We start from the raw sequence: 23,515 nt of genomic DNA, 5'->3' as shown, positions 1-23,515 counted from the left end.
CTCGCTTGTCGGCGCGGGCGCGCTACACCGAGTTGTGCAGCTCGAGCACCGTCTCGTCGCTGCGGGACTGCCGCTTGGCGCCATCGTTGCGTACCTGCTCCAGCGCTTGCAGGTAGTCTGCGGTCACGTCGTTGGTGACGTAGACGCCGTCGAAGACCGAGGTGTCGAAGCGGTCGACGTGGCTCTTGCCCCGCTTTTGGATGGCTTCGATCAGGTCGGTCAGATCCTGGAAAATGAGCCGGTCGCAGCCGAGCTCCGCCTCCACATCCGCCTCGGTGCGGTTGTGGGCGATGAGCTCGCTCGCCGCCGGCATGTCGATGCCGTAGACGTTAGGATAACGCACCGGCGGCGCCGCAGAGGCAAAATAGACACGCTTGGCGCCGGCGTCCCGGGCCATCTGGATGATCTGCTGCGACGTGGTGCCACGGACGATGCTGTCATCCACCAGCAGTACGTTCTTCTTGCGAAATTCCAAGTCGATGGCGTTCAGCTTCTGGCGCACGGATTTTTTGCGCACCTGCTGCCCCGGCATGATGAAGGTGCGGCCGATGTAGCGGTTCTTGATGAAGCCCTCGGCGTAGGGCACACCGAGCTGGTAGGCGAGCTGCAGCGCGGCGGTGCGGCTGGTGTCCGGCACCGGAATGACCACGTCGATGTCATGCTCCGGCCAGACGCGCTTGATCTTTGCGGCGAGCTTCTTGCCCATCCGCGAGCGGGATTTGTGCACCGAAATATTATCGATGATGGAATCCGGCCGCGCGAAGTAGACGAATTCGAAAATGCAGGGCGAAAGCACCGGTTGTTGTGCACACTGATGCCGATAGAGGTTGCCGCGCACGTCCACCAGCACGCATTCGCCGGGGGCAATGTCATCGATGAGCTCGAAGCCGTTGGTGTCGAGGGCCACGCTCTCGGAGGCGATCATATACTCGGTGCCGCGGTCGGTCTCGCGCTTGCCGTAGACCACGGGACGGATGCCATAGGGATCGCGGAAGCCGAACAGACCAAAGCCCGGGATCATGGCCACGGCCGCATAGCCGCCGCGGCAGCGCCGGTGCACGCCCTCCACGGCGCGAAAGATGTCGTCCTCATCGATGCGCAGCCGATCCTGGGCCTGGAGCTCGTGGGCGAAGACGTTGAGCAGGATCTCGCTGTCGGACTCGGTGTTGATGTGTCGCAGGTCCTGGACGAAGACGTCCTGCTTCAATTCTTCGGCGTTGGTGAGATTGCCGTTGTGGGCCAGGACGATGCCGTAGGGTGAATTCACATAGAACGGCTGCGCCTCCGCGGAGCTGGACACCCCGGCGGTGGGATAGCGCACATGCCCCACACCCATGTTGCCCTTGAGCTGCAGCATGTGGCGGTTGCCGAATACGTCCCGGGTGAGACCCGCATCCTTGCGCATGTGCAGCTTGTCGCCATCACTGGTGACGATGCCCGCGGCGTCCTGGCCGCGATGCTGCAGCACCAACAGGGCGTCGTAGAGGGACTGGTTGACTGCCTGCTTGCCAACGATGCCGACGATACCGCACATGATTTACCTCGCATGCATCCGGCAAACACCGCCGGTGCGACCGTCGAGCGGCGATCCAACAGCGCTGCGGGGGGCGCAGGCGGCGGACAATGGTGTCGGCGATATCAACGACATAAGACTAGCTCACACCTGAGGGTCGAACCAAGCCGTCCGCGTTCCGGGGTCGGCGTCGGGGCATCGGCGCCGGACGTCGCCGCGGGCTCGGTCAGATGGATTTTATTCTCTGGGTCACCTCTGGCGGGATCAGATCCAGCATCGCGTCCGCCAGCAGTTGGAATTTGGGCAACAGCGCCGACTGGGACCACCAGGGATCCTCGATCAGCGGCGTCAGGGATGCCAGGAACACGAGCAACGCCACCAGGACTGCGCCACGGCCCGCGCCGAAAACCATCCCGAGCAGCCGGTCGGTGCCGGTCAGACCGGTCTTCTCCACCAACAGTGACAACACCCAACCGAGGATGGCGCCGGCGATCAGCACGCCGAGCACGATGATCACCACCGCAGTGCCCATGCGTAGCGAGGGTGTCGCCAGCCAGGGAGTCAGCTCGTCGGCCACGGGTCGATAGAAGACCCAAGCCGCCAGCAGTGCGGCGATCCACACGCCCAAGGCCAGGACTTCTCGAATCAGGCCGCGCGCCAGACCGATGACGGCCGACAGCGCGATGACTCCGATGATGACATAGTCGACCCAAATCATGATGTGGCGTCAGCCTTCAACCTTTGGTGCGGGGCGCGCGCCCCGCGGTCTTGCACCATCCCGTCTTGCGCTGGCGCAAGCACAAGTGCGCGTTGGCGATCGACTACAGGTGCGCTCGGTCCATGCACCCCGGTCCAGGCGGGGCGCCATGTATGCGAGCCGCGGGTGCAGCCTCTCGACCGTCTCGCGAGCGCCGGCACGCTCAAGGGTAACGTTGCACCAGGGGCTTGTTGCCCGTGACACCCTCTAGCTCTGTCGCCAGACGCTCGGCGCGCGCGCGCTCGACTTCGGGCCCGACGCGTACGCGGTAATAGCGCTTCCCGTCAACCGTGGCCTGCTCCACAAAGGCCGTATAGCCCGCCCCGCGCAGTTCGTCCTGCAGCCCCTTGGCGGCATCGGCTGAGCCGAGACTCGCCACCTGCACCACCCAGGAAGCGGTGCCCGCGGGCACGGGATTCGGCTCGGCCGCCAGCGGCGGCTCCGGTGGGGACTCTGGTGGGGACTCTGGTGTGATCTCCGGCGGCGGTTCTGGCAGAGGCTCTGGCGGCGGTTCTGGCAGAGGCTCTGGCGGCGGCGGCATCGTGCCGGCCTCCGCGTCGGGCCCATTCGCCTGCACCGGACTCGACACCACACCGGGCGGTGGCTCAGGCACCGGTAGGGGCGGCGTGAAGTCCTCGTCCACCGTCAGCGCCTCGGTTGCAGCCGCGGCCGGCGACGCGTCGCTTGTGGCATCATCGTCATCCGCCGGGCCTGCGATTTCCACCTCCGGCTCGTCGGGGATCACGATGGGCTCGCCCAGGCCGTCGGGATCGGGCTGCTCCACCAACATGGGCACGAAGATCACGATCAGCGCCACGAGCACCGCTGCGCCGACCAGGCGTCTTTTCGCACCTTCATCCATTCACGAGGCTCCAAGGTTTATCCGGCGTTGGAAATGTGCTTGTGCGCCCTGCCCCCGCACGCTGGCGCCAATTATACCGCAGCGATAGCAGCGTTGCGCAGAGCCGCTTCGACCAGGGTGAAAGACCCGAACACCAGGACGCAGGCATCCTCGGCCAAGCCCCCACGAATGGCCGCGACCGCCGCATCGAGGCTGGCGTGCGCTTGGGGCGTCGCCCCCGGGATAGCGGCTGCAATGGCGCCCGCCAGCACGTCTTCGGCCATGCCGCGGGGTCCCGGTGCCCGCACCACATGCCACCGATCCACCCACCGGGCCAATGCCGATGTGACGGCGACGGCTTCTTTGTCGGCGGAGAGTCCGACCACCGCGTGGCGCGGGCCAGTACAGCCCAGCGCTGCCAGGTTTTGCGCCAGCACCTGCGCCGCCTCGGCGTTATGGGCCACATCCAGCACCCAGGTGGGCCGGCCCGGCAGGACCGTGAACCGCCCCGGCAGCCGCACCCGTTGCAGGCCCTGACGCAATGCGGCGTTGCCCAGCGGCAGGCGCTCGCGCAAACAGTCCAGGGCACAAATCGCCGCGGACGCATTGTCGTACTGATAGCGTCCGCGCAGCGCCGGCGCCGGCAACGCCTCGCGGCGGCGATCCTGCGGTCCCTGCCAGGCCCATTGTCCGGTATCGAGCCGCCAATGGAACTCCCGTCCCAACTGCAGCGGCTCGGCACCCAACTCCAGCGCCCGCTCGCGCAGCCGCGGCGGTGCCGCCGCCTGCCCGATGATCGCCGGTCTGCCGGGCCGGAAGATACCCGCCTTCTCAACGGCGATCTGCGCCGGCGTCTCCCCGAGCCAGGCCATGTGATCGCGGCCGATACTGGTGACGACGGCGACGTCGGCATCGATGATGTTCACCGCGTCCAGGCGTCCGCCGAGTCCCACTTCCAGCAGCACCACGTCCGGTGCCGCCCCGGCGAACAGCGTCAGGGCGGCGAGGGTGGCGAACTCGAAATAGGTGAGCGAACGGTCACCACGTGCCGCGTCGATGCGCGCAAAGGCATCGCAGATGGCGGCATCCGTCGCATCGGCGCCGTCGAGGCGGATACGCTCGTTGTAGCGCAGCAGATGCGGCGAGGTGTAGGCGCAGGTGCGATGACCGGCGGCGCGACAAATGGCGTCCAGACAGGCCACCACCGAGCCCTTGCCATTGGTGCCGCCGACGGTGACCACCGGGCAGGCGAAGGGCCCAAGGCCGAGGGTGTCCCAAACCGCCCCGACCCGCTCCAGGCGCAGATCGATTGCACTGGGGTGCAGGGTCTGCTGCCAGGCGAGCCAGTCGGCGAGCTGATCGAAGCGCATCGGCGAAGCGGCTTGGCTGTGGGGCCTGGAAGGACTGGGCGCGCCGGGGCGGCGATCCAGCGGCTAGGCGCTCAGCTCCAGGCCTTCGTCCTGGGGCCGGCGCATCAGCATGGACAAGAGGGTGGCGACACGCTCACGCAGGTCGCGACGATCACAGATCTGATCCAGGGCGCCGTGCTCCACCAGGAACTCACTGCGCTGGAAGCCCTCCGGCAGGGTCTCGCGCACGGTCTGCTCGATGACGCGGGGCCCGGCGAAACCGATGAGCGCACCGGGCTCGGCGATGTTGATGTCGCCGAGCATGGCCAGGCTCGCGGAGACGCCACCCATGGTGGGATCGGTCATCACCGAGATGAACGGCAGGCCCTTGTCGCGCAGGCGCCCGAGGGCGGCGCTGGTTTTGGCCATCTGCAACAGCGAGAACAGCGACTCCTGCATGCGCGCCCCGCCGCTGGCCGAGAAGCAGACCAAAGGCAGGTGATCACGCACGGCCACCTCGACACCGCGCACGAAACGCTCCCCCACCACCGAGCCCATCGAGCCACCCATGAAGCGAAACTCGAACGCGCCGGCGACGATCCCCATCCCCTTCAACTGTCCGCGCAGCACCACCATGGCCTCGCGCTCGCTGGTTTGCTTCTGCGCCTGGGCGAGTCGCTCGCGGTACTTTTTCAGATCCTTGAACTTCAGCGGGTCGACGGACTCCAGCTCGGCGCCAATCTCCTCCGCCGCGGCGGCGTCATCCAGGAAGAGTGCCAGCCGCCGCCGCGCACCGATACGGTTGTGGTGACTGCACTTGGGGCAGACGTCGAGATTGCGCTCCAGCTCGGCGCGATAGAGCACGGCATTGCAGCCTGGGCACTTGTCCCAGAGCCCCTCGGGCACCGCGCGCTTGCTGTTGGCCTCGGTGCGGATGCGACTCGGGATCAGCTTTTCGAACCAGCTCACGGCATCGCCCTTGGGCCGGCTCATGGCGCCTCCCGGCGCCGATCGGCCGCATCGATGGCCTGGCGCAGCGCGCCGATGAAGTCCGCCACCGCATCGGCGATCGCCGCCGGCGTCTCCATCAGGGCCTCGATCCGCTCGACGATGGCACTGCCGACGATGACCGCATCCGCCACCGCCGCAACGCGTGCGGCGCTCTCGCCATCCTTGATGCCGAAGCCCACGCCCACCGGCAGCGGGATGCGGGCGCGGATCTCCGCCAGCTTGGCGCCGACGCCGTCGATATCGAGATTACCCGCACCGGTGACGCCCTTGACGGCGACATAGTAGACGAAGCCCGAGGCGACCCCACCGATGCGCGCGATGCGCTCGGCATCCGATGTCGGCGCCAGCAGATACACCAGGTCGAGCGCGTGCGGGCGCAGCTTGCCGGCGAGCTCAGCGGCCTCCTCCGGCGGCACGTCCACCACCAGGGCACCATCCACGCCGGCCGCGGCGGCTTCTGCGGCGAAGGTCTCGACACCCATGATCTCGATGGGGTTCAGATAGCCCATGAGCACCACCGGTGTGACGGTGTCCTGGGTGCGGAAGGCGCGCACCATCTCCAGCACATCGCGCAGGCGCACCCCCGCCGCCAGCGCGCGCTCCGTGGCGCGCTGGATCACCGGACCGTCGGCGATGGGATCGGAGAACGGCACACCCAGCTCGATCAGGTCTGCGCCGGCGGCCACCATCCGGTGCATCAGTGCCACCGTCACATCCGGCTGGGGGTCGCCGGCGGTGACGAAGGGAATCAGCGCCGTGCGGCCCTGGCCGCGCAGGCGCTCGAACAGGCCATCGATACGGCTCACAGCACGATCCCGTCCAGTTGGGCGACGGTGTCCATGTCCTTGTCGCCGCGGCCGGAGAGGTTCACGACGATGGTCTGGTCACGGCGCAGGGTGGGCGCGAGCTTGGCGGCGTACGCCAGCGCATGGCTGGTCTCGAGCGCCGGCATGATGCCCTCGGTGCGGGTGAGGCCATGAAATGCCGCCAGCGCTTCATCATCGCTGACGGCGATGTACTCGGCGCGGCCGGAGTCTTTGAGCCAGGCGTGCTCGGGGCCGACGCCGGGGTAATCGAGGCCGGCGGAAACCGAATGGGTGGCCGCGATCTGGCCGTTCTCATCCTCCATCAGGTAGGTCCGGTTGCCGTGCAGCACGCCCGGCTTGCCGGCACACAGCGGCGCCGCGTGGTGGCCGCTGGCGATGCCCTCGCCCCCGGCTTCGACGCCGATCATGCGCACATCGGCATCATCGATGAAGGGATAAAAGAGGCCGATGGCGTTGGAGCCGCCGCCGACGCACGCCAGCACCACATCCGGCAGACGGCCGCTGCGCTCGAGCATCTGGGTGCGGGCCTCGCGGCCGATCACCGCCTGAAAGTCCCGCACCATGGCCGGGTACGGATGCGGACCGGCGACGGTGCCGATGATATAGAAGGTGTTGTCGACATTGGTGACCCAGTCGCGCATGGCCTCGTTCAGCGCATCCTTGAGGGTACGGGAACCGGACTTCACCGACACCACCTGCGCCCCCAGCAGGCGCATGCGATAGACGTTCGCACGCTGGCGGGCGACGTCCACTTCGCCCATGTACACCACACACTCGAGCCCCATGCGCGCCGCCACCGTGGCCGAAGCGACGCCGTGCTGGCCGGCGCCCGTCTCGGCGATGATGCGCGTCTTGCCCATGCGCTTGGCGAGCAGCGCCTGGCCCACGGTGTTGTTCACCTTGTGGGCGCCGGTGTGATTCAGATCCTCGCGCTTGAGGAAGATCTGTGCGCCGCCCAGCTCGCGGCTCCAGCGCTCGGCGTGGTAGAGGGGCGACGGCCGTCCCACGTAGTCACGCAGGTCGTTGTCCAGCTCCGCCAGGAAGGCCGGGTCTTTCAGGTAGCGCTCGTAGGCGTCCGTCAGCTCCGCCAGCGGATGCATCAGGGTCTCGGGCACGAAGCGCCCGCCATAGCGGCCGAAATGGCCGTTGGCGTCCGGGTAGTGGTAGCCGGTCTGCACGGCCTCGGCCGCAACCGGCTGTTGCATCTCATCGGCGATGGTCGCCATCGCGTACCCCCTGCATGAATTCGTTGATCTTACGGTGATCCTTGAGGCCTTTATCGGCTTCGACACCGCCGCTCACGTCGACCGCGTACGGCTTGACGCGGGCGATGGCGGCGGCGACGTTATCGGCGCTGAGTCCCCCGGCGAGGATGATCCGGGGCGCCAGCGCCGGCGGCACCCGTTGCCAATCGAAGCGCCGGCCCGTGCCGCCCGCGAGCGCCGGGTCATAGGTATCCAGCAGCAGCGCCGCGGCCGCATGATACGCCGCCGCCGTCGCCTCCAGGTCGATCCCCTCGCGCATGGCGATGGCCTTGATCCAGGGCCGGTCGCAGCCGGCGCATGCCGCCGGCGGCTCGTGGCCATGGAACTGGATCAGATCCAGGGGCACCCGGCGCACGGCCTCGGCGATGCGCGCGGGCTCCGCATCCACGAACAACCCGACGCGGCTGACGAAGGCCGGCACCTGCGCCGCCAGCGTGGCCGCCTGCTCCAGATCGACGGCCCGGGGGCTCGGCGCATGAAACACGAAGCCGAGGGCGTCGGCCCCGGCGGCGACGGCGGCGGCGACATCCTGCTCGCGGGTCAGACCGCAGATCTTGACGCGTGTTCGCATGGACGGGTAGCAACGAGGACTCAGCCCGACATTACAGCACAGGCGGGCCGGCCACGTCGCCGCCCGTGGGCAGGCCGAAGTGGGCCGGATAATCGACGCCGGTCAGGTACAGCCCATGGGGCGGCGCCGTCACACCGCCGCGCGCGCGATCGCGCAGCGCCAACAGCTCGGCCGTCCAGGCCACCGGCGCCTCGCCGCCGCCGATGGCCATCAGCACACCGGCGATGTTGCGGACCATATGGTGCAGAAAGCCGTCCGCGCCCACCGTGAGCATGATCAAATCCCCCTGCCGCGCCAGATGCAGGTAGCGCAAGGTCCGCACGGGACTCTTGGCCTGACAGGCGAGCGCCCGAAAGCTGGTGAAATCGTGCCGCCCCACCAGCAACGCACCCGCCGTGCGCATGCGCCCCAGATCCAGCGCCTTGTGCGTCCACACCGCCCGCCGGCGCCAGAGCGCCGAGCGTGTCGGCCGGCACAGGATGACATAGCGGTAATGACGACCGGTGGCGCTGAAGCGGGCGTGGAAGTCCGGGGCCACCCCCTGCGCCCAGCGCACGGCGATGTCGTCCGGCAGATGGCTGTTGATGCCGAGCACCCAGCTGCGCAAACTGCGCTCGGCCTGCGTATCAAAATGCACGACCTGCCCTGAAGCGTGCACGCCCGCATCGGTGCGCCCCGCGCAATGCACCCGCACCGGCTCGGCGGCGACCCGGCTCGCGGCGGCCTCGAGCCGCGCCTGCACCGTGTCCGCGTGGTGCTGGAGCTGCCAGCCGCTGTAGGCGCCACCGTCGTATTCCACCGCCAGGGCGATACGCCGGGCACCCACATCGCGTGCCACGCCGCGCTCAGTCTGGCGCATCCGCGCATGCCCGGGCAGGATGATTGGGCGACTTTGCGGTTGTGGCTGCGGCGGCACGGCGGTCCGGGCTATCCCCACTGCGACGGTGGCCGCTCGACGAGCGCTGACGGGGTGAATGGATAAGCATCACAAGTCCGCCTTCATACCAGCGACGGCGCTTCGGCTCAACCGAGCGTCGCCAGCAGGGCTTCGGCGTCGGTGCGCTGGCGCTCATCGCCCGCAGCCACCACGGCGTTCAGGAGGGCCCGGGCCGCAACCGGGTCGTCCACATCCAGATAGGCACGCGCCAGGTCCAACTTGGTGGCCACATCGTCCCAGCCTCCGGCGTCGGTGTGCCACTGCGCAAAGGGTGCCCCGCCGGGGATGCTGTCCGGCCCGCCACCACCGGCGGCGGTCCCCTCGTCGCCCGCGGGGCAGGCGGCCACAGACACCTCCGGCTGGTACTCCAGCGCCGCCAGCGCAGGCGGCTCCCGGGCCGGCGCCTGAGGATCGGGCGGCGCCAGGCGTGGGCCTGCGCGCAGCTCGCGGCGCTCGATGTCCCCGGTCGACGCCGGCGATGCTTCGAAGCCCGGCACATCGCAGTCCGTCGGCTGCGTATCCGCCGGCGATCGCAGGCGCCCCATCCCGTCGTCCAGCGCCAGGCCGAGGCGGTCATCCGCGCCCCACTCGCAGGACTCCACGGGCTGCGGGGCATCGAACGCCGCAACCGGGTCCGGCGCCGCGGGCGTGTCGCCGTCGAGGTCACCCCCGGGGCGCTCGGCCGCCCCGGTGCAGGCGTCCCCGGCCGCGTCCAGGGGTGATTGCGGCGCCGACGTCCTCCCGCCCGCGTGCGCCCCTGCCACACGGTCATCATCCACGCCGTCATCATCCGCCCCGACGGCGAGCTGGCGCCGGCGGCGATCCGCCAATAAGCCGAGCCCGCCGAGCAGCATGCCGCCGGCGGCAGCCAGCGCCCAGGGTGGCATGTCGATGGTGATGCCGCCCACCAGCGCCGGCGCGCTGCGCCAGGACGCGGGCTCGGCCGGGGTCTGGGTCGAGGGCTGGGTCGAGGGCTGGGTGGAAGCCTGGCCGGCGCCGGGCGCCCCGGCATCTTCGACCCGTGCCGTCGTCGCCGCCGGCGGATCTTCGGCATCGCCCGTCATCGCGCCGGCGGCCGCGGGCGCCTTGTCGCCGCTATCCGCCGGTGCGAGCGGCGCCGACGGCGGCGCCTGGACGAGCGCCGCGCGCGCCGCGTCCGGCTGGACGTCGCCGCCTCCGCCCTCGCCATCCGCAACGTCGCCGCCCGCCACCTCGCCGGTAGACCCGGGCATTGTCGGCGCCGACGGAGCCGCCGCCGATGTTGCCGCATCGGCTGTCCGAGCCGCCGGCGGGGACTGCGTCGGCTGCCCGTCGCGCCGCGCCAGCAAGCGCTGGATCTCGGCGAGCCGCCGTTCCAGCTCAGCGACGCGCTGACGCAGCGCCCTGGTCGCTTGCCGGTGGCGCTCGGTGGTGTCCTGCACCAGCGACAGCTCCTGCCGCGGGCGCGGGCCCGTCGCCGCCGTCGGCTGCGCCAGCGCCCGCGGGTCGGCCGCGGTGGCGCCGGTCGTCGGCGATGACGGTGGCGGCGCGTCCGCGGCTGCCATGGGCGGCCCGGCGGCGCCCGCTCCATCGGTGAGGGGTGCGTCATGGACCCGGCGCCCGGCGAGGGCCTGCTCGAACGCGCGTTGGGCCGTTGCCCGGTCGAGCGCGAAGAGGGCGGCGGCGCTGGGCACCACCAGATGGGCCCCCCGGCGCAGATGATTGATGTTGCCGCGCGCAAAGGCGTTTTGGTTGTTGCGAAAGAGGGCCAAGGCCGTCTGTGCGACGCTGGCGCCCGCTGGTGTCATGGCGCGCGCAATGGCGATGAGGTTGGCGCCCGGGCGTACCGGACCATGGTGGAGCGGAAAACGCGTGTCCCGGACCTGCGCCGGCACAGGCACCGCCACCGGCGCGCCGGCGCCCGGCCGGCCCTCGGCGGCCTGTTGCGGCGGCGTTCGCACCGCGCCCGCGGGCGCGGCCTGTTGTTGGCGCAGCGGGCTGCCGGGCGCCGCCGGTGCGAGCCCTTGACGCGGCCGCGGCTGCGGCGCCGAGCCCGTCGGTGCCACCATCCGCGGTGCCACCGGCCCACCGCGGCCGGGCGGGTCCAGCAGCACGGCATATTCCTTCACAAGCCGACCCGCGGGCCAGATCGCCTCCACCAGAAAATTGAGATAGGGCTCGCGGATGGGCTCGGCACTGGAGACCTGAATGTAGGGCCGCGCATCGGTGCCGAGGGCGGCGGTGAACCGCAGGCGGCGCAGAAACGCCGGGCGCTCGGCGCCGGCCCGGGCGAATGCGTCCTGCTCCGCCAGCCGCACCTGGATGTTGTCGATGTCGGCGGCATCGACGTCCGTGAGCGCGATCTCGGCGTAGAAGGGCTGGTTCAACACCGCCTGGGTGCGGATCTCCCCCAGGCCCAGGGCGGCGGCAGCGTCCGCCACACAGGCCAGCACGACCGGCGCGGCGATGACCAGGGGCGGCTTTCGCAACATCCCTCCATCCCTTGCGGAGCCCGGCGCTCGACACCCGACCGCCGGCCGCGGCGGTTGGGGCTGTCGCCGGGTATCGGCGACACGAGCACGAAACGTACTCGGACTATAGCCGTAATGATGGGGGAAACAACCAACACATTATGGGGATATTACCGAGCCAACAGCAGCGCAAGCATGCGGCGCAGGGGCTCTGCCGCGCCCCACAACAACTGATCGCCCACGGTGAAGGCGGACAGATACTCGGGGCCCAGATTCATCTTGCGCAGGCGGCCCACGGCGATATCCAGTCGGCCGGTGACAGCGGTTGGCGACAGCTCGGCGATGGTGCGCGCGCGCTCATTGGGCACCACCCGCACCCAGTCGTTGGCGGCGGCGAGCATATCAGCGATCTCGTCGATGGGCAGATCGCGCTTCAGCTTGATGGTGAGGCCCTGGCTGTGGCAGCGCATGGCCCCGATGCGCACGCAGGTGCCGTCGATGGGGATGGGGCGGCCCTCGCGGCCGAGAATCTTGTTGCTCTCGACACCGCCCTTCCACTCCTCGCGGCTCTGGCCGTTTTCCAGGGCCTTGTCGATCCAGGGGATCAGGCTGCCGGCGAGGGGCACCGTGAAGAGCGGGTCCGGAAAGTCATCGCCGCGCATGGTCTCGATGACCTTGCGGTCGATGTCCAGGATGGCGCTGTGGGGGTCGGCCAGCTCGGCGGCGACGGCATCGCGCAGCGCGCCCATCTGCAGCAGCAGCTCGCGCATGTTGCGCGCCCCCGCCCCCGAGGCGGCCTGATAGGTCATGGCGCTGACCCACTCGACGAGATCCCGGCGCAACAGGTCGCCGACGGCCATCAGCATGAGGCTCACGGTGCAGTTGCCGCCGATGAAATCGCGCTTGCCGGCGGCCAGGGCCTGATCGATCACATCGCGGTTGACGGGATCGAGCACGATGGTGCTGTCGGGCTCCATCCGCAGGGTCGAGGCCGCGTCGATCCAATAACCGCGCCAGCCCTGGGCCCGCAGCGGCGCGAAGACCTCGGCGGTGTAGTCACCGCCCTGGCAGGTGACGATGGCGTCCATCGCCGCCAGCGCGTCCAGGTCGCGGGCATCGCGCAGCGGCTGCGCGCCGGTGCCCACGTCCGGGCCCGGCTCGCCCTGCTGCGACGTGGAGAAAAACACGGGCTCGCGGATGCGCGCGAAATCCCCTTCCGCGCGCATGCGCGCCATCAGCACCGAGCCCACCATGCCGCGCCAGCCGACGAAACCGATTCGATTCATGATCAACCCCCAGCAATCAGTCAGTCGGCCATCTTACCGAGCCCGGTATACCGGGTGGGTGAGACAGCGCAATGGGAAAGGGCCCGGGCGTAGGGCGTGGGGCCAACGTCACGCTCGCCGTATGTCGCGTCCCCCGCGCCCGATTAACCGGCGCTGGCCCGCAGCGCCGACACGACGGCATCCCCCATCTGCGCGGTGCCCACCGTCTGCGTGCCCGCAGCGGCGATGTCCGCGGTGCGCAGGCCCTGATCCAGCACATCCGAGACCGCCCGCTCGATGCGCTCGGCGTGGGTCGGCTCGTCCAGGGAGTACCGCAGCATCATGGCCACCGACAAAATGGTGGCCAGCGGATTGGCGACGCCCTTGCCGGCGATATCCGGCGCTGAGCCATGGATGGGCTCGTACATGCCCTTCTCCTCGGCGTTCAGCGACGCCGACGGCAGCATGCCGATGGAGCCCGTCAGCTGGGCGGCGCAGTCCGAGAGGATATCGCCGAACATGTTGGTGGTGACCACCACATCGAACTGCTTCGGCGCCCGCACCAGCTGCATGGCGGCGTTGTCCACGTACATGTGCGACAGCTCCACGTCCGGATAGTCGGTGCCCACACGGGTGGCGACCTCGCGCCACAGCTCGGTGCATTCCAGCACATTGGCTTTGTCCACGGAGCACACCCGGTTCCCGCGCTTGCCGGCGAGATCGAAGGCCACGCGACAGATGCGCTCGATTTCCGATTCGGTGTAAACCAGGGTGTTGATGCCCTGGCGCTCGCCGGACGCCAACGTCTCGACGCCGCGCGGACGACCGAAATAGATGCCGCCGGTCAGCTCGCGGACGATGAGCAGATCCAGCCCCGCGACCACCTCCGGCTTCAGGGTCGAGGCCGCCGCCAGCTGCGGATACAGGATGGCCGGGCGCAGGTTTGCGAACAGCCCCAGCTCCGAGCGCAGGCCGAGCAGCCCCTTTTCCGGGCGCACCGAGATGTGCAGGGGCTCCCATTGGGGCCCGCCCACGGCGCCGAGCAGCACCGCGTCGCAATCGTGGGCCAGACGCAGCGTTTCTTCGGGCAACGGATGACCATGCTCGTCGTAGGCGGATCCGCCCACCAGGGCCTCGTAGATGTCCAGGTGCAGGCCGTACTCCGCCCGCAGGCACATCAGCACCTTGACGGCCTCGGCGACGATCTCGGGGCCGATCCCGTCGCCGGGCAGAATCAGAATCTGCTTGCTCAAAGCGTCTCCCTCGTGGGTGTATCAAGACTGCACCGGGCCGACGCCGGCCGCCGGTGCCATGAACGGCGCGTCCGCCCGGGTGCGGCGGACGCATACTGCCATCAGGCGAAGAGCCAGGGCGCCTCGGCCCGCCGCCGCGCCTCGTAGGCGGCAATGTCGTCGGCGTGGGTGAGCGTCAGCCCGATGTCATCCAGCCCGTGGATGAGGCAGTGATGGTGGAAGGGGTCGATGTCGATCTCGATGCTGCCGTGGCCGTCGGCATCGAGCGTCAGGTTGTGCAGATCCACATCGATGGTGAGCGGCTCGTCGCCGTCGGTGGCGAGCTCGAACAACCGGTCGACGACCGCCTCGTCCAGCACGATGGGCAGCAGGCCGTTCTTGATGGCGTTCTGGTGGAAGATGTCGGCGAAGCTCGGCGCGATCAGCACCTTGAAGCCGTAGTCCGCCAGCGCCCAGGGGGCATGCTCGCGCGACGAGCCACAGCCGAAGTTGTGCCGGGCCAGCAGGATGGTGGCGTGCGCATACCTCGGGTCGTTCAGCACGAAGTCCGGATTCAGCGGGCGGTTGGCGCAGTCCTGTCCGGGCTCGCCGCGGTCGAGATAGCGCCATTCGTCGAACAGATTCGGGCCGAAGCCGGTGCGCTTGATGGACTTGAGAAACTGCTTCGGGATGATGGCGTCGGTATCAACGTTGGCGCGATCCAGCGGCGCCACCGTGCCGCGGAAATTCTCGAAGGGCTGCATGGGCATGGTTAGATCTCCCTCACGTCGACGAAGCGGCCGTGAATGGCGGCGGCGGCGGCCATGGCCGGGCTCACCAGGTGCGTGCGCCCGCCCTGCCCCTGGCGGCCCTCGAAGTTGCGGTTGCTGGTGGACGCACAGCGCTCGCCGGGCTCGAGCCGATCAGCATTCATGGCCAGACACATGGAGCAGCCCGGCTCGCGCCATTCGAAGCCCGCCTCGATGAACACCTTGTCCAGCCCCTCGGCCTCCGCCTGTGCCTTCACCAGCCCCGAGCCCGGCACCACCATGGCCAGCTTGATGGAATCCGCCACCTTGTGGCCGCGGGCCACGGCGGCCGCCGCCCGCAAATCCTCGATGCGTCCGTTGGTGCAGGAGCCGATGAAGACCTTGTCCAGCGGGATGTCAGCGAGCGGCGTCCCCGGCGCCAGGCCCATGTAGGCCAGCGCATGGCGGTAGCTGCCGGACTTGACCGGGTCGACGATGTCCGCCGGGTCCGGCACGGCAGCGTCCACCGGCAGCACCATCTCCGGCGAGGTCCCCCAGGTGACCTGCGGGCGAATGCTGGCGGCGTCGAGGGTCACCACCCGGTCGTACTCGGCACCGGGGTCGGAGTTGAGACTGCGCCAGTAGGCGGCCGCCTGCTCGAACAGCGCGCCCTGCGGTGCCATGGGCCGACCGCGGACATAGTCGATGGTGGTCTCGTCGATGCCGATGAGACCGGCGCGGGCGCCGGCCTCGATGGACATGTTGCAGACCGTCATGCGCCCTTCCATGCTGAGTGCATAGATGGCATCGCCGCCGTACTCGATGACATGGCCGGTGCCGCCGGCGGTGCCGATCTCGCCGATGATGGCGAGCACGATGTCCTTGGCCGTGACGCCGCGCCCCAGTGGGCCGTCCACGCGCACCAGCATGGACTTGGACTTCTTCTGCAGCAGGCACTGGGTGGCGAGCACGTGCTCCACCTCGGACGTGCCCACGCCGAAGGCCAGCGCACCGAAGGCGCCGTGGGTGGAGGTATGGCTGTCGCCGCAGACCATGGTGAGGCCCGGCTGCGTGAAGCCCTCTTCCGGGCCGATGACGTGCACGATGCCCTGGCGCTTGTCCGCCATGTCGAACAGCTGAATGCCCACCTCGCGGCAGTTGGCCTCGAGGGTTTCCACCTGGATGCGCGAGATGGGATCGGTGATCCCCAGGTGCCGGTCGGTGGTGGGCACATTGTGATCTGGCACCGCCAGATTGGCCTCGGGGCGGCGCGGCTTGCGCCCGGCGAGCCGGAGCCCCTCGAACGCCTGCGGCGAGGTCACCTCGTGGACCAGCTGCCGGTCGATGTACAGCAGCGACGTGCCGTGCTCGTCGGTGCGGACGACATGGTCGTCCCAGATCTTGTCATAGAGCGTGCGGGGCGTGGGCATGGGGGCGGTCTCGGGCGCGAACACGAAGCCGACTAGCGTACCGCGGCGATGGGGGGAACTCAAATGCTGCGCCGCCCGGCGCCGGCGGTTCGGGCGACGGCGGCCCGGGTCCAGCATGAGCGCCGCCGCGCCGGCCGCACGGCATGGGCCGCTACGCCTGCCCGCCGCCGTCCTTGCCGGCCGCCCGATCCAGCGCCCGCAGCCGCGCCAGCTTCTCGCGGATCTTGATCTCGAGCCCCCGCGCCACCGGCTGGTAGTAGCGCCGCTCCTCCATGGCCTCCGGGAAGTAGCGCTCACCCGCGGCGTAGGCGTCCGGCTCGTCGTGGGCGTAGCGGTAGGCGGCGCCATAGCCGAGCGCTTTCATGAGCTTGGTGGGTGCATTGCGCAGCTGCACCGGCACCTCCAGCGAGCCCTGGCTGCGCGCATCCGCCAGCGCGGCGTTCCAGGCCGTGTACACGGCATTGCTCTTCGGCGCACAAGCCAGGTAAGCCACCGCCTGCGCCAGCGCCAGCTCGCCCTCGGGGCTGCCCAGGCGCTGCTGGGCATCCCAGGCGTCCATGGCCAGCGCCAAGCCGCGGGGGTCGGCATTGCCGATGTCCTCGCTCGCCATGCGCACGATGCGCCGGGCGAGATACAACGGATCGCAGCCGCCGTCGATCATCCGCGCCAGCCAATACAGGGCCGCATCCGGCGCCGATCCGCGTACCGACTTGTGCAGCGCCGAGATCTGGTCGTAGAACGCCTCGCCGCCCTTGTCGAAGCGGCGTACCCCGCCCTCGATCACCAGCCGCGCGGCCTCGACGCCGATCTCCGGCGCGCCGCCTTCCGCGGCCGCCTCCTGCGCGAAGTCCGCCGCCAGCTCCAGTAGGTTCAGCGCCCGGCGGGCGTCGCCGTCGGCGGCGGCGGCGATGAGCGCGCGCGCCTGCGGCGCAATCTCCAGCCCCAGCGCACCCAACCCGCGCTCGGCGTCGGTCAGGGCCCGATCCATGAGCGCCTCCAGATCCGTCGCCTCAAGCGCTTTCAGCACGTAGACCCGCGCCCGCGACAGCAACGCATTGTTCAGCTCGAAGGATGGATTCTCGGTGGTGGCGCCGATGAACACCACGGTGCCGTCCTCCACATGCGGCAGCAGCGCATCCTGCTGCGACTTGTTGAATCGGTGCACCTCGTCGATGAACAGGATGCTGCCCTGCCCCGCCTGCTCCCGGGCCGCCCTCGCCTCGGCCACCGCGGCGCGGATGTCCTTCACCCCCGCCAGCACGGCCGAGAGCTTCAGAAAGCGCCAGCCCGACGCCCCCGCCAGCAGCCGCGCCAGCGTGGTCTTGCCGCTGCCGGGCGGCCCCCAGAAAATCATGGAATGCGGCCGCTCGCTGCCCAGCGCCCGCGCAAGCGGCCGGCCTTCGCCCAGCAGATGACGCTGACCGATTACATCGCCGAGCGCGTGCGGGCGCATGCGCTCGGCCAGGGGCGGCGGCGGGGCTGCGGAGACATGGCTGGTCATAGGCTGGCAAGACGGCTGCTTGGCACGGTATGGGCGCCCCTCCGATTTCAGCCAACGGCGCGCCGAAACGCAACGCCCGCCCGCCTGTCCGGCTCCGAGGCCAGCACCGCAAGACCGGCGCGAGACCGGCGCCACACCGCGCAGACCAGCACAACCGGCACAAAGTACTTGACGTCCGACGGCCGCAATCACATACTGTGCGGCTCAACGCGCCCGTAGCTCAGCTGGATAGAGCACCTGGCTACGAACCAGGTGGTCGGAGGTTCGAATCCTTCCGGGCGCGCCATAACGCTAAGAAAGCCCGGCAGCCATCACTGCCGGGCTTTTTTCGTTTTGGGCCAGCTGGGCACCTCGCACCGAGGCGTCAGGCACCCGTTGCTGTGCCAGCGATCACCACTGCAGGCGCCGTGCGTGTCGCCGGCATCGAGCATTTGTGTGCACAGAGGCGCCCCTAGTGCACGTCCTGGTCAAAAACGATAGCATCCTCATTGCTGCCCGCCGTCGCTGCAGCGGGTTCTGCACGATGCGGGCTGCTGCGCCGACGTGGCTGTTTCAGCCGGTCGCGTTGAGGGGCCTGAAGCGCCAATGTCACAGCGGCTGCCGCGATGCAAAGGAGGCCGGCGGCGAGGAAAGCGGCATCGTACTCACCCAGCTGGAACAGGCGGGTCGCAAGCCCGCCGCTCGCGTCCAATGCCTGATACTGAACGGTTCCAGCGGTTTCGAACAGTACCGCAGCCAGAAAAGGTCCGAGCAGTCCGCCGCTCCCGTAAGCGGTGAACAAGAGGCCATAGTTCACACCGATGTGGCGGGTGCCATAGAAGTCAGCGACGATTGCCGGATAGAGGGCAAGGTAACCCCCGAAGCAGAGCGCGACAAGCGACACCCCAAGCAGATACAGCGGATAGGGCCGCATCCAGTCCAGCGCGAACAGGATCAGGCCGCACAGGACGAACATCAGGATCAGGGTCTGCTTGCGCCCGAGGCTGTCCGATACTCGCCCCCAGAGGATGCGCCCCGCCGCGTTGAACAACGCCAGGACCGCAACCGACATGGCCCCGGCGGAGGCGATCGCGGCGAAGCGCTCATAGGAGACCGGCACCTGGGTCACCGCTGAGAGACTGAAGGTCTCCCAGATCGGAGCCGCCTTCATGATCACCATCAGGCCGGCGGTACTGCCGGCCAGGTAAGTGATCCACAGTAGCCAAAAGGTCGGCGTGCGCAGCATCTCGCTGGGCGTGAAATGGGCTTGCCCCGCCGGGTCGGAAGGCTTGCCCGGTGCGCCGGCGGAACTGGCCCAACCCGGTGGGCAGTATCCCTCCGGCGGATTACGCAGCAGTTGGGCGCCCAGGACGACGGCGCAGAGGAAAATGCTGCCAAGCACGATGAAGGTCTCGAACACGCCGATCTGCGGGAGCGGAAAGAGCGCCAGCCCGAACAGCGCATAGTCGCCGCCGCCGATCAGCGCACGCGCCAGCGGTGCGAAGAAGAATGCACCAGCACCGAAGCCGGCGACGGCCAGACCGGTGATGAGTCCACGCTTGTCGGGGAACCATTTCACGCAGGTTGCGACCGGGCAGACATAGGCCATGCCGATTCCAAGGCCGCCCAGCACCGCGTAGGTAGCGACCAGCCAGACCAGCGCCGGCCCTTCGGCAAAGCGACCCGTCAAGCCAGCCAGCATGAGCCCGAGCCCAAGCACCAGGCCGCCCAGCGTCCCGACCAGCCGCGGGCCGAGCCGGTCTTGAACGCGCCCGCCAACGATCACCGCGCACGCAAACACCGCAATCACCAGCTGGGCGGGCAGCGTGACCTGCGTCTCCGACCAGCCCGGAAACTGCGCCAACAGCGGCGTTTGGAAGACGCTCCAGATGTAGACGGCGCCAAGGCTGGCCTGAATGATCAGGGCTCCGGCAACAATGAGCCAACGGTTGTCAGTCTGTTTGCGCATCAGGGTGCGGCCTCGGGTACTGCAGTGGCGAATCGGCAAGGAGAGCTGACGCCCGACTCGATACTATCGACACTCCTTGGCTTCCCGATGCCGGCTGATCTTCGAGAAAGCTTTCACTTTCTTCGGAATTTTCGCACCGACTTGATGGGCGCCCGGCCGCCCGAGCCGGGCGCATCCGAACGCCGGGCACCCGTTGGCGGGCTCCGGAGACCTTTCGTGCGTGGCGTCAACGAACAACCTTGTGGCATTGACTCCATGTGGACAGTTACGCAAGCATCACGGAATGCGGCACATGAACACAGAGCCCGCCCCTGCCGGCGTGCTCAACAGGGGACGTAACGGGTGCTCAAACTCGAAGACCTCAAACCCGGCGCACAGCTCCAGGGCGTCGTCCCCAACGAGATCGTCCGGGTGGTACAGGTCGAACCAATGGGCGATTAGGCGCTGACACTCTATTACAAAGGCGCCAACGGCCAGACCCAGGAACAGATGCTGTTCCGCAGCGACGAGCCACGCCTGGCCCTGGCCACCACCGGACGCGCCTGGGCCTTCGATGCCGACGGCGCCGGCTTCAAGCTGGGCGTCGAGGCCTGCCGCATCACACAGGCCGCGCTCTTCAGTGGGAACAACTCTCCAGCCTGCTGCAAGACCGCCCGGAGATGCACGACGCCGGGGCAGCCGCCGCAAGTTGATCCTCTTCACCGAGCACAAGGACACCCTCAACTACCTGAGCGCCCGGATTCAGAACCTGCTCGGCAATCCCGATGCGGTGCGTATCATCTATGGCGACACCAACCGCGACGCACGGCGATAGACGCCGACCTCGCAGTTCTCGACCTTGCCGCTGACACCCATCTTGTTATACGCAAATCCCAAATCACCAATAAAAACAATAACTTCTGATTTATTATATATTATTGTTTTTGTTGAATTTTTCAGACTTATGTGTAAGGGTATGGCTGACACCGGCATATTGTCGGGCGACACCAACGGACTGTTTGCCTTTATTGAGATGCGCCGATTCATCCAAGATATAGCCGACGTCACGGCGCTGATAGGTCGGCTGACTGGCGTAGAAGGCGGAGGTCTTCACCGCCACATCACGGGTTAACGCACTGGCAGATCAAGGCGAGTCGGAGATGAATTGCTGCAAGCGCTGTTGGCCGTCCCCTGATAAATCCACCTCTTCGTTCATCCGTTCCATGTTGCGCCAACTTGCTTCGGTTTTAAATAGGCTTTAGATATAGGCTGCGGCCATTTCATGCTTTGCTGACGTTACTGTGTGAAAATGGTGGTGATATTCTTCAATATGAAACGCCAGATTTTCTTTCAGCGACCGCAACGAATCTTGCGGCGCAAGGCTTTTGGTTTTGACCATGAGGCGTCCAGAATCGACTTGTTACGGGCTACCGGGAAAATGATAACTATATCAGACGTATAGAGCGAGATAACAAAGTAGCAATAATCACGACTGAAATCTCATTTATTTCGCTATGCCTGACTTTTGAATGATATTTTCTCTTTGTTCAACCATCCGCTTACGCTTATCAAAATTACCTTGGCTATCCAGCACTGCATTTTGCTTAAGCTTATTTGCATTTGATTCCTCATTCGCCTTGTACGCGACGCCAGAATGCGAAAATGAGATCACCCCGCAATAACGCGTTTTCACATACTCCTTCTCTTTCAGAAACATCCATGTCTTCAGAGCAAACCCAATCATATCCATCTCCCTCATATCGCAAAGTGTCTTTAGCAATGCAATCTGACGGTTTGCCTCCGTTGTAGGAGTGTAGAACTGACTGCCTACTGAGTCATCGAAATAAAATTCCTCGCGTTGCAGACCATTCCCACGGTTTTCCAAAGCTCTCTGGAACTTTATCGCCTTCTCCACATAGATAGAGAGCCTTTTCGACTGTAATCCAGAAACCCGTTTTGACTGTTCACTCAATTTCGTACGCTTTTCGTCCAAAGTTCCGTTGCTTAAAACTATGTTGACTCCCTTCGGTAGTAGCATCAAATTCCCAAGCCGCCGTATTAGCTGACGGTCGTTGTATGCATATTCAGGAGGAGTTTCTTCATCTGACGAATCGTGGTTCGGTTTCTGTGGGGTGATATGTTCAATTTCCAGCTCATCATTTGTGCCCAACAACTTGTTTCTAAGCGATCGCCAGTTAAAATTTTGCTTATCCATATTGGACTGCTCCCACCTTGCCAAAAAGTATCGCAGATTACTCCAGTCATAGAAGTCAGTCGTATCATTGTCATCCAGCGTTAATGCGTATGCAATCTGCTCGACTCCATCAGGATGTTTCGCGCGAACGATCTTTTCAAGCTCACTTGGCAGATCCGGTAGAGTTCTATTTTTTTTAAAGGATTTAAGGTATTCATGTGCAAGCGCATGCAGAGGAATTTTATGACTATCAGACCGCTTGGATGCGTTAAGTAATCCATATAGACGAAAGTTGGCTCTTTCTATAGCTTCGAGTATCGGCGCTTCATTATTTTTATTGGCATCCTCACGGACAAACTCTCGGCAGATGATTAACGGTAGGACACTGGTTATTGAGGCATGAAAATTTAAGTAGGTTAATTGTTCGGTTACCTTGTCTCCAGTTGTCTCAAAGGCACCTCTCAATTTCCTGAAGGTCTGGAAAGCACTCTGCAGAAAACGAAGAAGCAGATAAAATGTATTTTCGTCTGTGACATTTTCAGAAATCAAAGAAAAGTCCGTGACCCCCGCGCGCCTTCTTCCTGGGTGGAACATGGTCGCTACAACCGCATTCAACACCGTATCTGCTGTCTCACTGCCAACATAACGCGTTTCTTCGTCTTCACGAATAATGTCGGCCCATATCGTATTGACTTGAAAAACGTGCCAGTTATGTTCGTTCTGCAAATAGATCAAATGATTTTTAACCAAGTCCATCTGGGATAAAGGCTTGCCGCGGTTATTGATTGTCTCAAAGACCCTACTCACCTCATGGTCGTCTTTCAGTACAAATAGAATAAAGAACAAATGGTTATCAATCACCTCAAGTAGCTTACGGGCAGGATGACCTGATACTTTTAGCCACTTCTCAAATTCGTTATATGCTGCCCTATACTGGCTTTGGCTCGCTGTTTTGGGCTCGTCACGTTTTGCATACCTGACCACATTCTGGAAATAGAGCCTATCCATATCGCTTGGATTAAAAGGTACAGGCTGAAATGTCGAAGGCGCAACTACTCTACTGATCACAGAGTGGAGAATCGCTAGTGAGGTAATTCGCTGCTGCCCATCAACAATATTAAAAATATCTTCTGATGCCAGAGGAGTGCAGATGATCGTGCCACAAAAATGCTGCGTCGATTGTCTACAGTTATAATCACCGCGCTTTGGAAACAGGACTGTATTAGCTGTTCTCTCTAAATCATCAAGCAAATCTTTACGCTGACGCGTCTGCCAAGAATATCCACGCTGATACTCAGGAATCTCAAAAGAGCGTCTTTGTCTATCCCCTTCAAGAGCGAAAAGCTCTTTGAAAGACACGAGGTTTGCTGTTGGCGTCTTAATTCTGTTCATTTTACCCGGCCCCAAATAGCGGTTCGTTGAAGAGCGCGGTGAGCGCGTCGCGCAAGTCGACCGCCTCACGCAAGCGCGGGGCGTGGGTGAACAACAGCGCCAAGACCTGTCTCTCCTCATCGGTCAAGGTCTCGGGGGGTTTGCGCAAGGCCCACAGCGCGCCTTTGAGTTGGCGATAGGTTGCCTTCGGCAGGGTTTTCCGCAACCGTTTCATCTCGTTCTTGCGGAGGTTGTCGACGGCTTCGCGATAGAGCTTGGCGACATGGAAGCGATCGGCGACGACCCGGATGCGGCGTCCGAACAC

Annotated in this window: 21 protein-coding genes and 1 tRNA gene; 2 read left to right on the top strand and 20 right to left on the bottom strand. The window is 65.9% G+C overall.

The genetic code is table 11. The features are described 5' to 3' along the window. Nucleotides 1-22: 22 nt before the first annotated feature. The 15 genes from purF to QZ588_RS04795 form a co-directional block, all read right to left on the bottom strand. Complete coding sequence (gene purF / locus QZ588_RS04865; protein WP_295540454.1) at nucleotides 23-1,534, bottom strand: amidophosphoribosyltransferase; 1,512 nt, start codon at nucleotides 1,532-1,534, stop codon at nucleotides 23-25. Nucleotides 1,535-1,739: 205 nt separating this feature from the next. Beyond that, entirely contained in the window at nucleotides 1,740-2,231 is a 492-nt protein-coding gene (locus QZ588_RS04860; protein ID WP_295540453.1) for a CvpA family protein, read from the bottom strand. Nucleotides 2,232-2,433: 202 nt separating this feature from the next. Further along, complete coding sequence (locus tag QZ588_RS04855; protein WP_295540452.1) at nucleotides 2,434-3,132, bottom strand: SPOR domain-containing protein; 699 nt, start codon at nucleotides 3,130-3,132, stop codon at nucleotides 2,434-2,436. Nucleotides 3,133-3,203: 71 nt separating this feature from the next. Continuing rightward, nucleotides 3,204-4,541: a bifunctional tetrahydrofolate synthase/dihydrofolate synthase gene (gene folC, locus QZ588_RS04850; protein ID WP_295540543.1), complete on the bottom strand. Its 1,338-nt coding sequence runs from the start codon at nucleotides 4,539-4,541 to the stop codon at nucleotides 3,204-3,206. 3 nt (nucleotides 4,542-4,544) lie between these two features. Then, nucleotides 4,545-5,453: an acetyl-CoA carboxylase, carboxyltransferase subunit beta gene (gene accD / locus QZ588_RS04845; RefSeq protein WP_295540451.1), complete on the bottom strand. Its 909-nt coding sequence runs from the start codon at nucleotides 5,451-5,453 to the stop codon at nucleotides 4,545-4,547. Further along, the gene (gene trpA, locus QZ588_RS04840) at nucleotides 5,450-6,277 is read right to left on the bottom strand and encodes a tryptophan synthase subunit alpha (protein ID WP_295540449.1); all 828 of its coding nucleotides are present in this window, start codon (nucleotides 6,275-6,277) and stop codon (nucleotides 5,450-5,452) included. Before trpA ends, accD begins: the two co-directional genes overlap by 4 nt. Further along, nucleotides 6,274-7,503, bottom strand: coding sequence for a tryptophan synthase subunit beta (trpB, locus tag QZ588_RS04835; protein ID WP_295540541.1), 1,230 nt, complete (start codon nucleotides 7,501-7,503; stop codon nucleotides 6,274-6,276). The genes trpA and trpB overlap by 4 nt, the downstream gene beginning before the upstream one ends. A 1-nt stretch (nucleotide 7,504) precedes the next feature. After that, complete coding sequence (locus tag QZ588_RS04830) at nucleotides 7,505-8,134, bottom strand: phosphoribosylanthranilate isomerase (RefSeq protein WP_295540447.1); 630 nt, start codon at nucleotides 8,132-8,134, stop codon at nucleotides 7,505-7,507. 31 nt (nucleotides 8,135-8,165) lie between these two features. Beyond that, nucleotides 8,166-8,993 (bottom strand): tRNA pseudouridine(38-40) synthase TruA, encoded by an 828-nt coding sequence (gene truA, locus QZ588_RS04825; protein WP_295540446.1) that lies wholly within the window; start codon nucleotides 8,991-8,993, stop codon nucleotides 8,166-8,168. 164 nt (nucleotides 8,994-9,157) lie between these two features. Further along, the gene (locus QZ588_RS04820; protein ID WP_295540445.1) at nucleotides 9,158-11,542 is read right to left on the bottom strand and encodes a FimV/HubP family polar landmark protein; all 2,385 of its coding nucleotides are present in this window, start codon (nucleotides 11,540-11,542) and stop codon (nucleotides 9,158-9,160) included. 149 nt (nucleotides 11,543-11,691) lie between these two features. After that, on the bottom strand, nucleotides 11,692-12,807 hold the full coding sequence (asd, locus tag QZ588_RS04815; protein ID WP_295540443.1) for an aspartate-semialdehyde dehydrogenase: 1,116 nt from the start codon (nucleotides 12,805-12,807) through the stop codon (nucleotides 11,692-11,694). A gap of 143 nt (nucleotides 12,808-12,950) precedes the next feature. Continuing rightward, a complete protein-coding gene (gene leuB, locus QZ588_RS04810) occupies nucleotides 12,951-14,039 on the bottom strand; it encodes a 3-isopropylmalate dehydrogenase (protein WP_295540441.1) in 1,089 nt (362 codons plus the stop codon). A 101-nt stretch (nucleotides 14,040-14,140) separates the two neighbouring features. Further along, nucleotides 14,141-14,782 carry a 3-isopropylmalate dehydratase small subunit gene (leuD, locus tag QZ588_RS04805; protein WP_295540540.1) on the bottom strand — a complete coding sequence of 214 codons (642 nt, stop codon included), beginning with the start codon at nucleotides 14,780-14,782 and terminating at the stop codon, nucleotides 14,141-14,143. A gap of 8 nt (nucleotides 14,783-14,790) precedes the next feature. Further along, a complete protein-coding gene (gene leuC / locus QZ588_RS04800; RefSeq protein ID WP_295540439.1) occupies nucleotides 14,791-16,197 on the bottom strand; it encodes a 3-isopropylmalate dehydratase large subunit in 1,407 nt (468 codons plus the stop codon). Nucleotides 16,198-16,348: 151 nt separating this feature from the next. Next, the gene (locus tag QZ588_RS04795) at nucleotides 16,349-17,698 is read right to left on the bottom strand and encodes a replication-associated recombination protein A (protein ID WP_295540438.1); all 1,350 of its coding nucleotides are present in this window, start codon (nucleotides 17,696-17,698) and stop codon (nucleotides 16,349-16,351) included. 209 nt (nucleotides 17,699-17,907) lie between these two features. On the opposite strand from QZ588_RS04795, the gene QZ588_RS04790 reads away from it, so the two are divergent. Next, nucleotides 17,908-17,984, top strand: a tRNA-Arg gene (locus tag QZ588_RS04790). A 165-nt stretch (nucleotides 17,985-18,149) separates the two neighbouring features. On the opposite strand, the gene QZ588_RS04785 is transcribed toward QZ588_RS04790, so the two are convergent. Continuing rightward, nucleotides 18,150-19,646 (bottom strand): OFA family MFS transporter, encoded by a 1,497-nt coding sequence (locus tag QZ588_RS04785; RefSeq protein ID WP_295540437.1) that lies wholly within the window; start codon nucleotides 19,644-19,646, stop codon nucleotides 18,150-18,152. A gap of 276 nt (nucleotides 19,647-19,922) precedes the next feature. After that, nucleotides 19,923-20,333: a hypothetical protein gene (locus QZ588_RS04780; RefSeq protein ID WP_295540436.1), complete on the bottom strand. Its 411-nt coding sequence runs from the start codon at nucleotides 20,331-20,333 to the stop codon at nucleotides 19,923-19,925. A 1-nt stretch (nucleotide 20,334) separates the two neighbouring features. On the opposite strand from QZ588_RS04780, the gene QZ588_RS04775 reads away from it, so the two are divergent. Beyond that, a complete protein-coding gene (locus QZ588_RS04775; RefSeq protein WP_295540435.1) occupies nucleotides 20,335-20,460 on the top strand; it encodes a hypothetical protein in 126 nt (41 codons plus the stop codon). Nucleotides 20,461-20,553: 93 nt separating this feature from the next. Here QZ588_RS04775 and QZ588_RS04770 read toward each other — a convergent pair whose 3' ends face one another. The 3 genes from QZ588_RS04770 to QZ588_RS04760 form a co-directional block, all read right to left on the bottom strand. After that, complete coding sequence (locus QZ588_RS04770) at nucleotides 20,554-20,739, bottom strand: hypothetical protein (RefSeq protein WP_295540434.1); 186 nt, start codon at nucleotides 20,737-20,739, stop codon at nucleotides 20,554-20,556. Nucleotides 20,740-21,129: 390 nt separating this feature from the next. Further along, complete coding sequence (locus tag QZ588_RS04765; RefSeq protein ID WP_295540433.1) at nucleotides 21,130-23,178, bottom strand: DUF262 domain-containing HNH endonuclease family protein; 2,049 nt, start codon at nucleotides 23,176-23,178, stop codon at nucleotides 21,130-21,132. 34 nt (nucleotides 23,179-23,212) lie between these two features. Continuing rightward, nucleotides 23,213-23,515: transposase (locus tag QZ588_RS04760; RefSeq protein WP_295540432.1), on the bottom strand; the 303-nt coding region annotated here is incomplete at its 5' end.

Source organism: uncultured Thiohalocapsa sp. (assembly GCF_913062725.1).
Classification (GTDB): Bacteria; Pseudomonadota; Gammaproteobacteria; order Chromatiales; family Chromatiaceae; genus Thiohalocapsa.
The sequence above is the reverse complement of the archived record's forward strand: the minus strand, read 5'-3'. Positions and strand labels throughout refer to the sequence as shown.

Excerpts from the sequence above, each read along its gene's own strand:
- QZ588_RS04830 (WP_295540447.1), bottom strand. The coding sequence starts at position 8,134 with ATGCGAACACGCGTCAAGATCTGCGGTCTGACCCGCGAGCAGGATGTC.
- trpB (WP_295540541.1), bottom strand. The coding sequence starts at position 7,503 with ATGCAACAGCCGGTTGCGGCCGAGGCCGTGCAGACCGGCTACCACTAC.
- QZ588_RS04860 (WP_295540453.1), bottom strand. The coding sequence starts at position 2,231 with ATGATTTGGGTCGACTATGTCATCATCGGAGTCATCGCGCTGTCGGCC.
- accD (WP_295540451.1), bottom strand. The coding sequence starts at position 5,453 with ATGAGCCGGCCCAAGGGCGATGCCGTGAGCTGGTTCGAAAAGCTGATC.
- QZ588_RS04785 (WP_295540437.1), bottom strand. The coding sequence starts at position 19,646 with ATGCGCAAACAGACTGACAACCGTTGGCTCATTGTTGCCGGAGCCCTG.
- QZ588_RS04820 (WP_295540445.1), bottom strand. The coding sequence starts at position 11,542 with ATGTTGCGAAAGCCGCCCCTGGTCATCGCCGCGCCGGTCGTGCTGGCC.
- QZ588_RS04855 (WP_295540452.1), bottom strand. The coding sequence starts at position 3,132 with ATGGATGAAGGTGCGAAAAGACGCCTGGTCGGCGCAGCGGTGCTCGTG.
- truA (WP_295540446.1), bottom strand. The coding sequence starts at position 8,993 with ATGCGCCAGACTGAGCGCGGCGTGGCACGCGATGTGGGTGCCCGGCGT.
- QZ588_RS04795 (WP_295540438.1), bottom strand. The coding sequence starts at position 17,698 with ATGACCAGCCATGTCTCCGCAGCCCCGCCGCCGCCCCTGGCCGAGCGC.
- purF (WP_295540454.1), bottom strand. The coding sequence starts at position 1,534 with ATGTGCGGTATCGTCGGCATCGTTGGCAAGCAGGCAGTCAACCAGTCC.
- leuD (WP_295540540.1), bottom strand. The coding sequence starts at position 14,782 with ATGCAGCCCTTCGAGAATTTCCGCGGCACGGTGGCGCCGCTGGATCGC.
- leuC (WP_295540439.1), bottom strand. The coding sequence starts at position 16,197 with ATGCCCACGCCCCGCACGCTCTATGACAAGATCTGGGACGACCATGTC.
- asd (WP_295540443.1), bottom strand. The coding sequence starts at position 12,807 with ATGAATCGAATCGGTTTCGTCGGCTGGCGCGGCATGGTGGGCTCGGTG.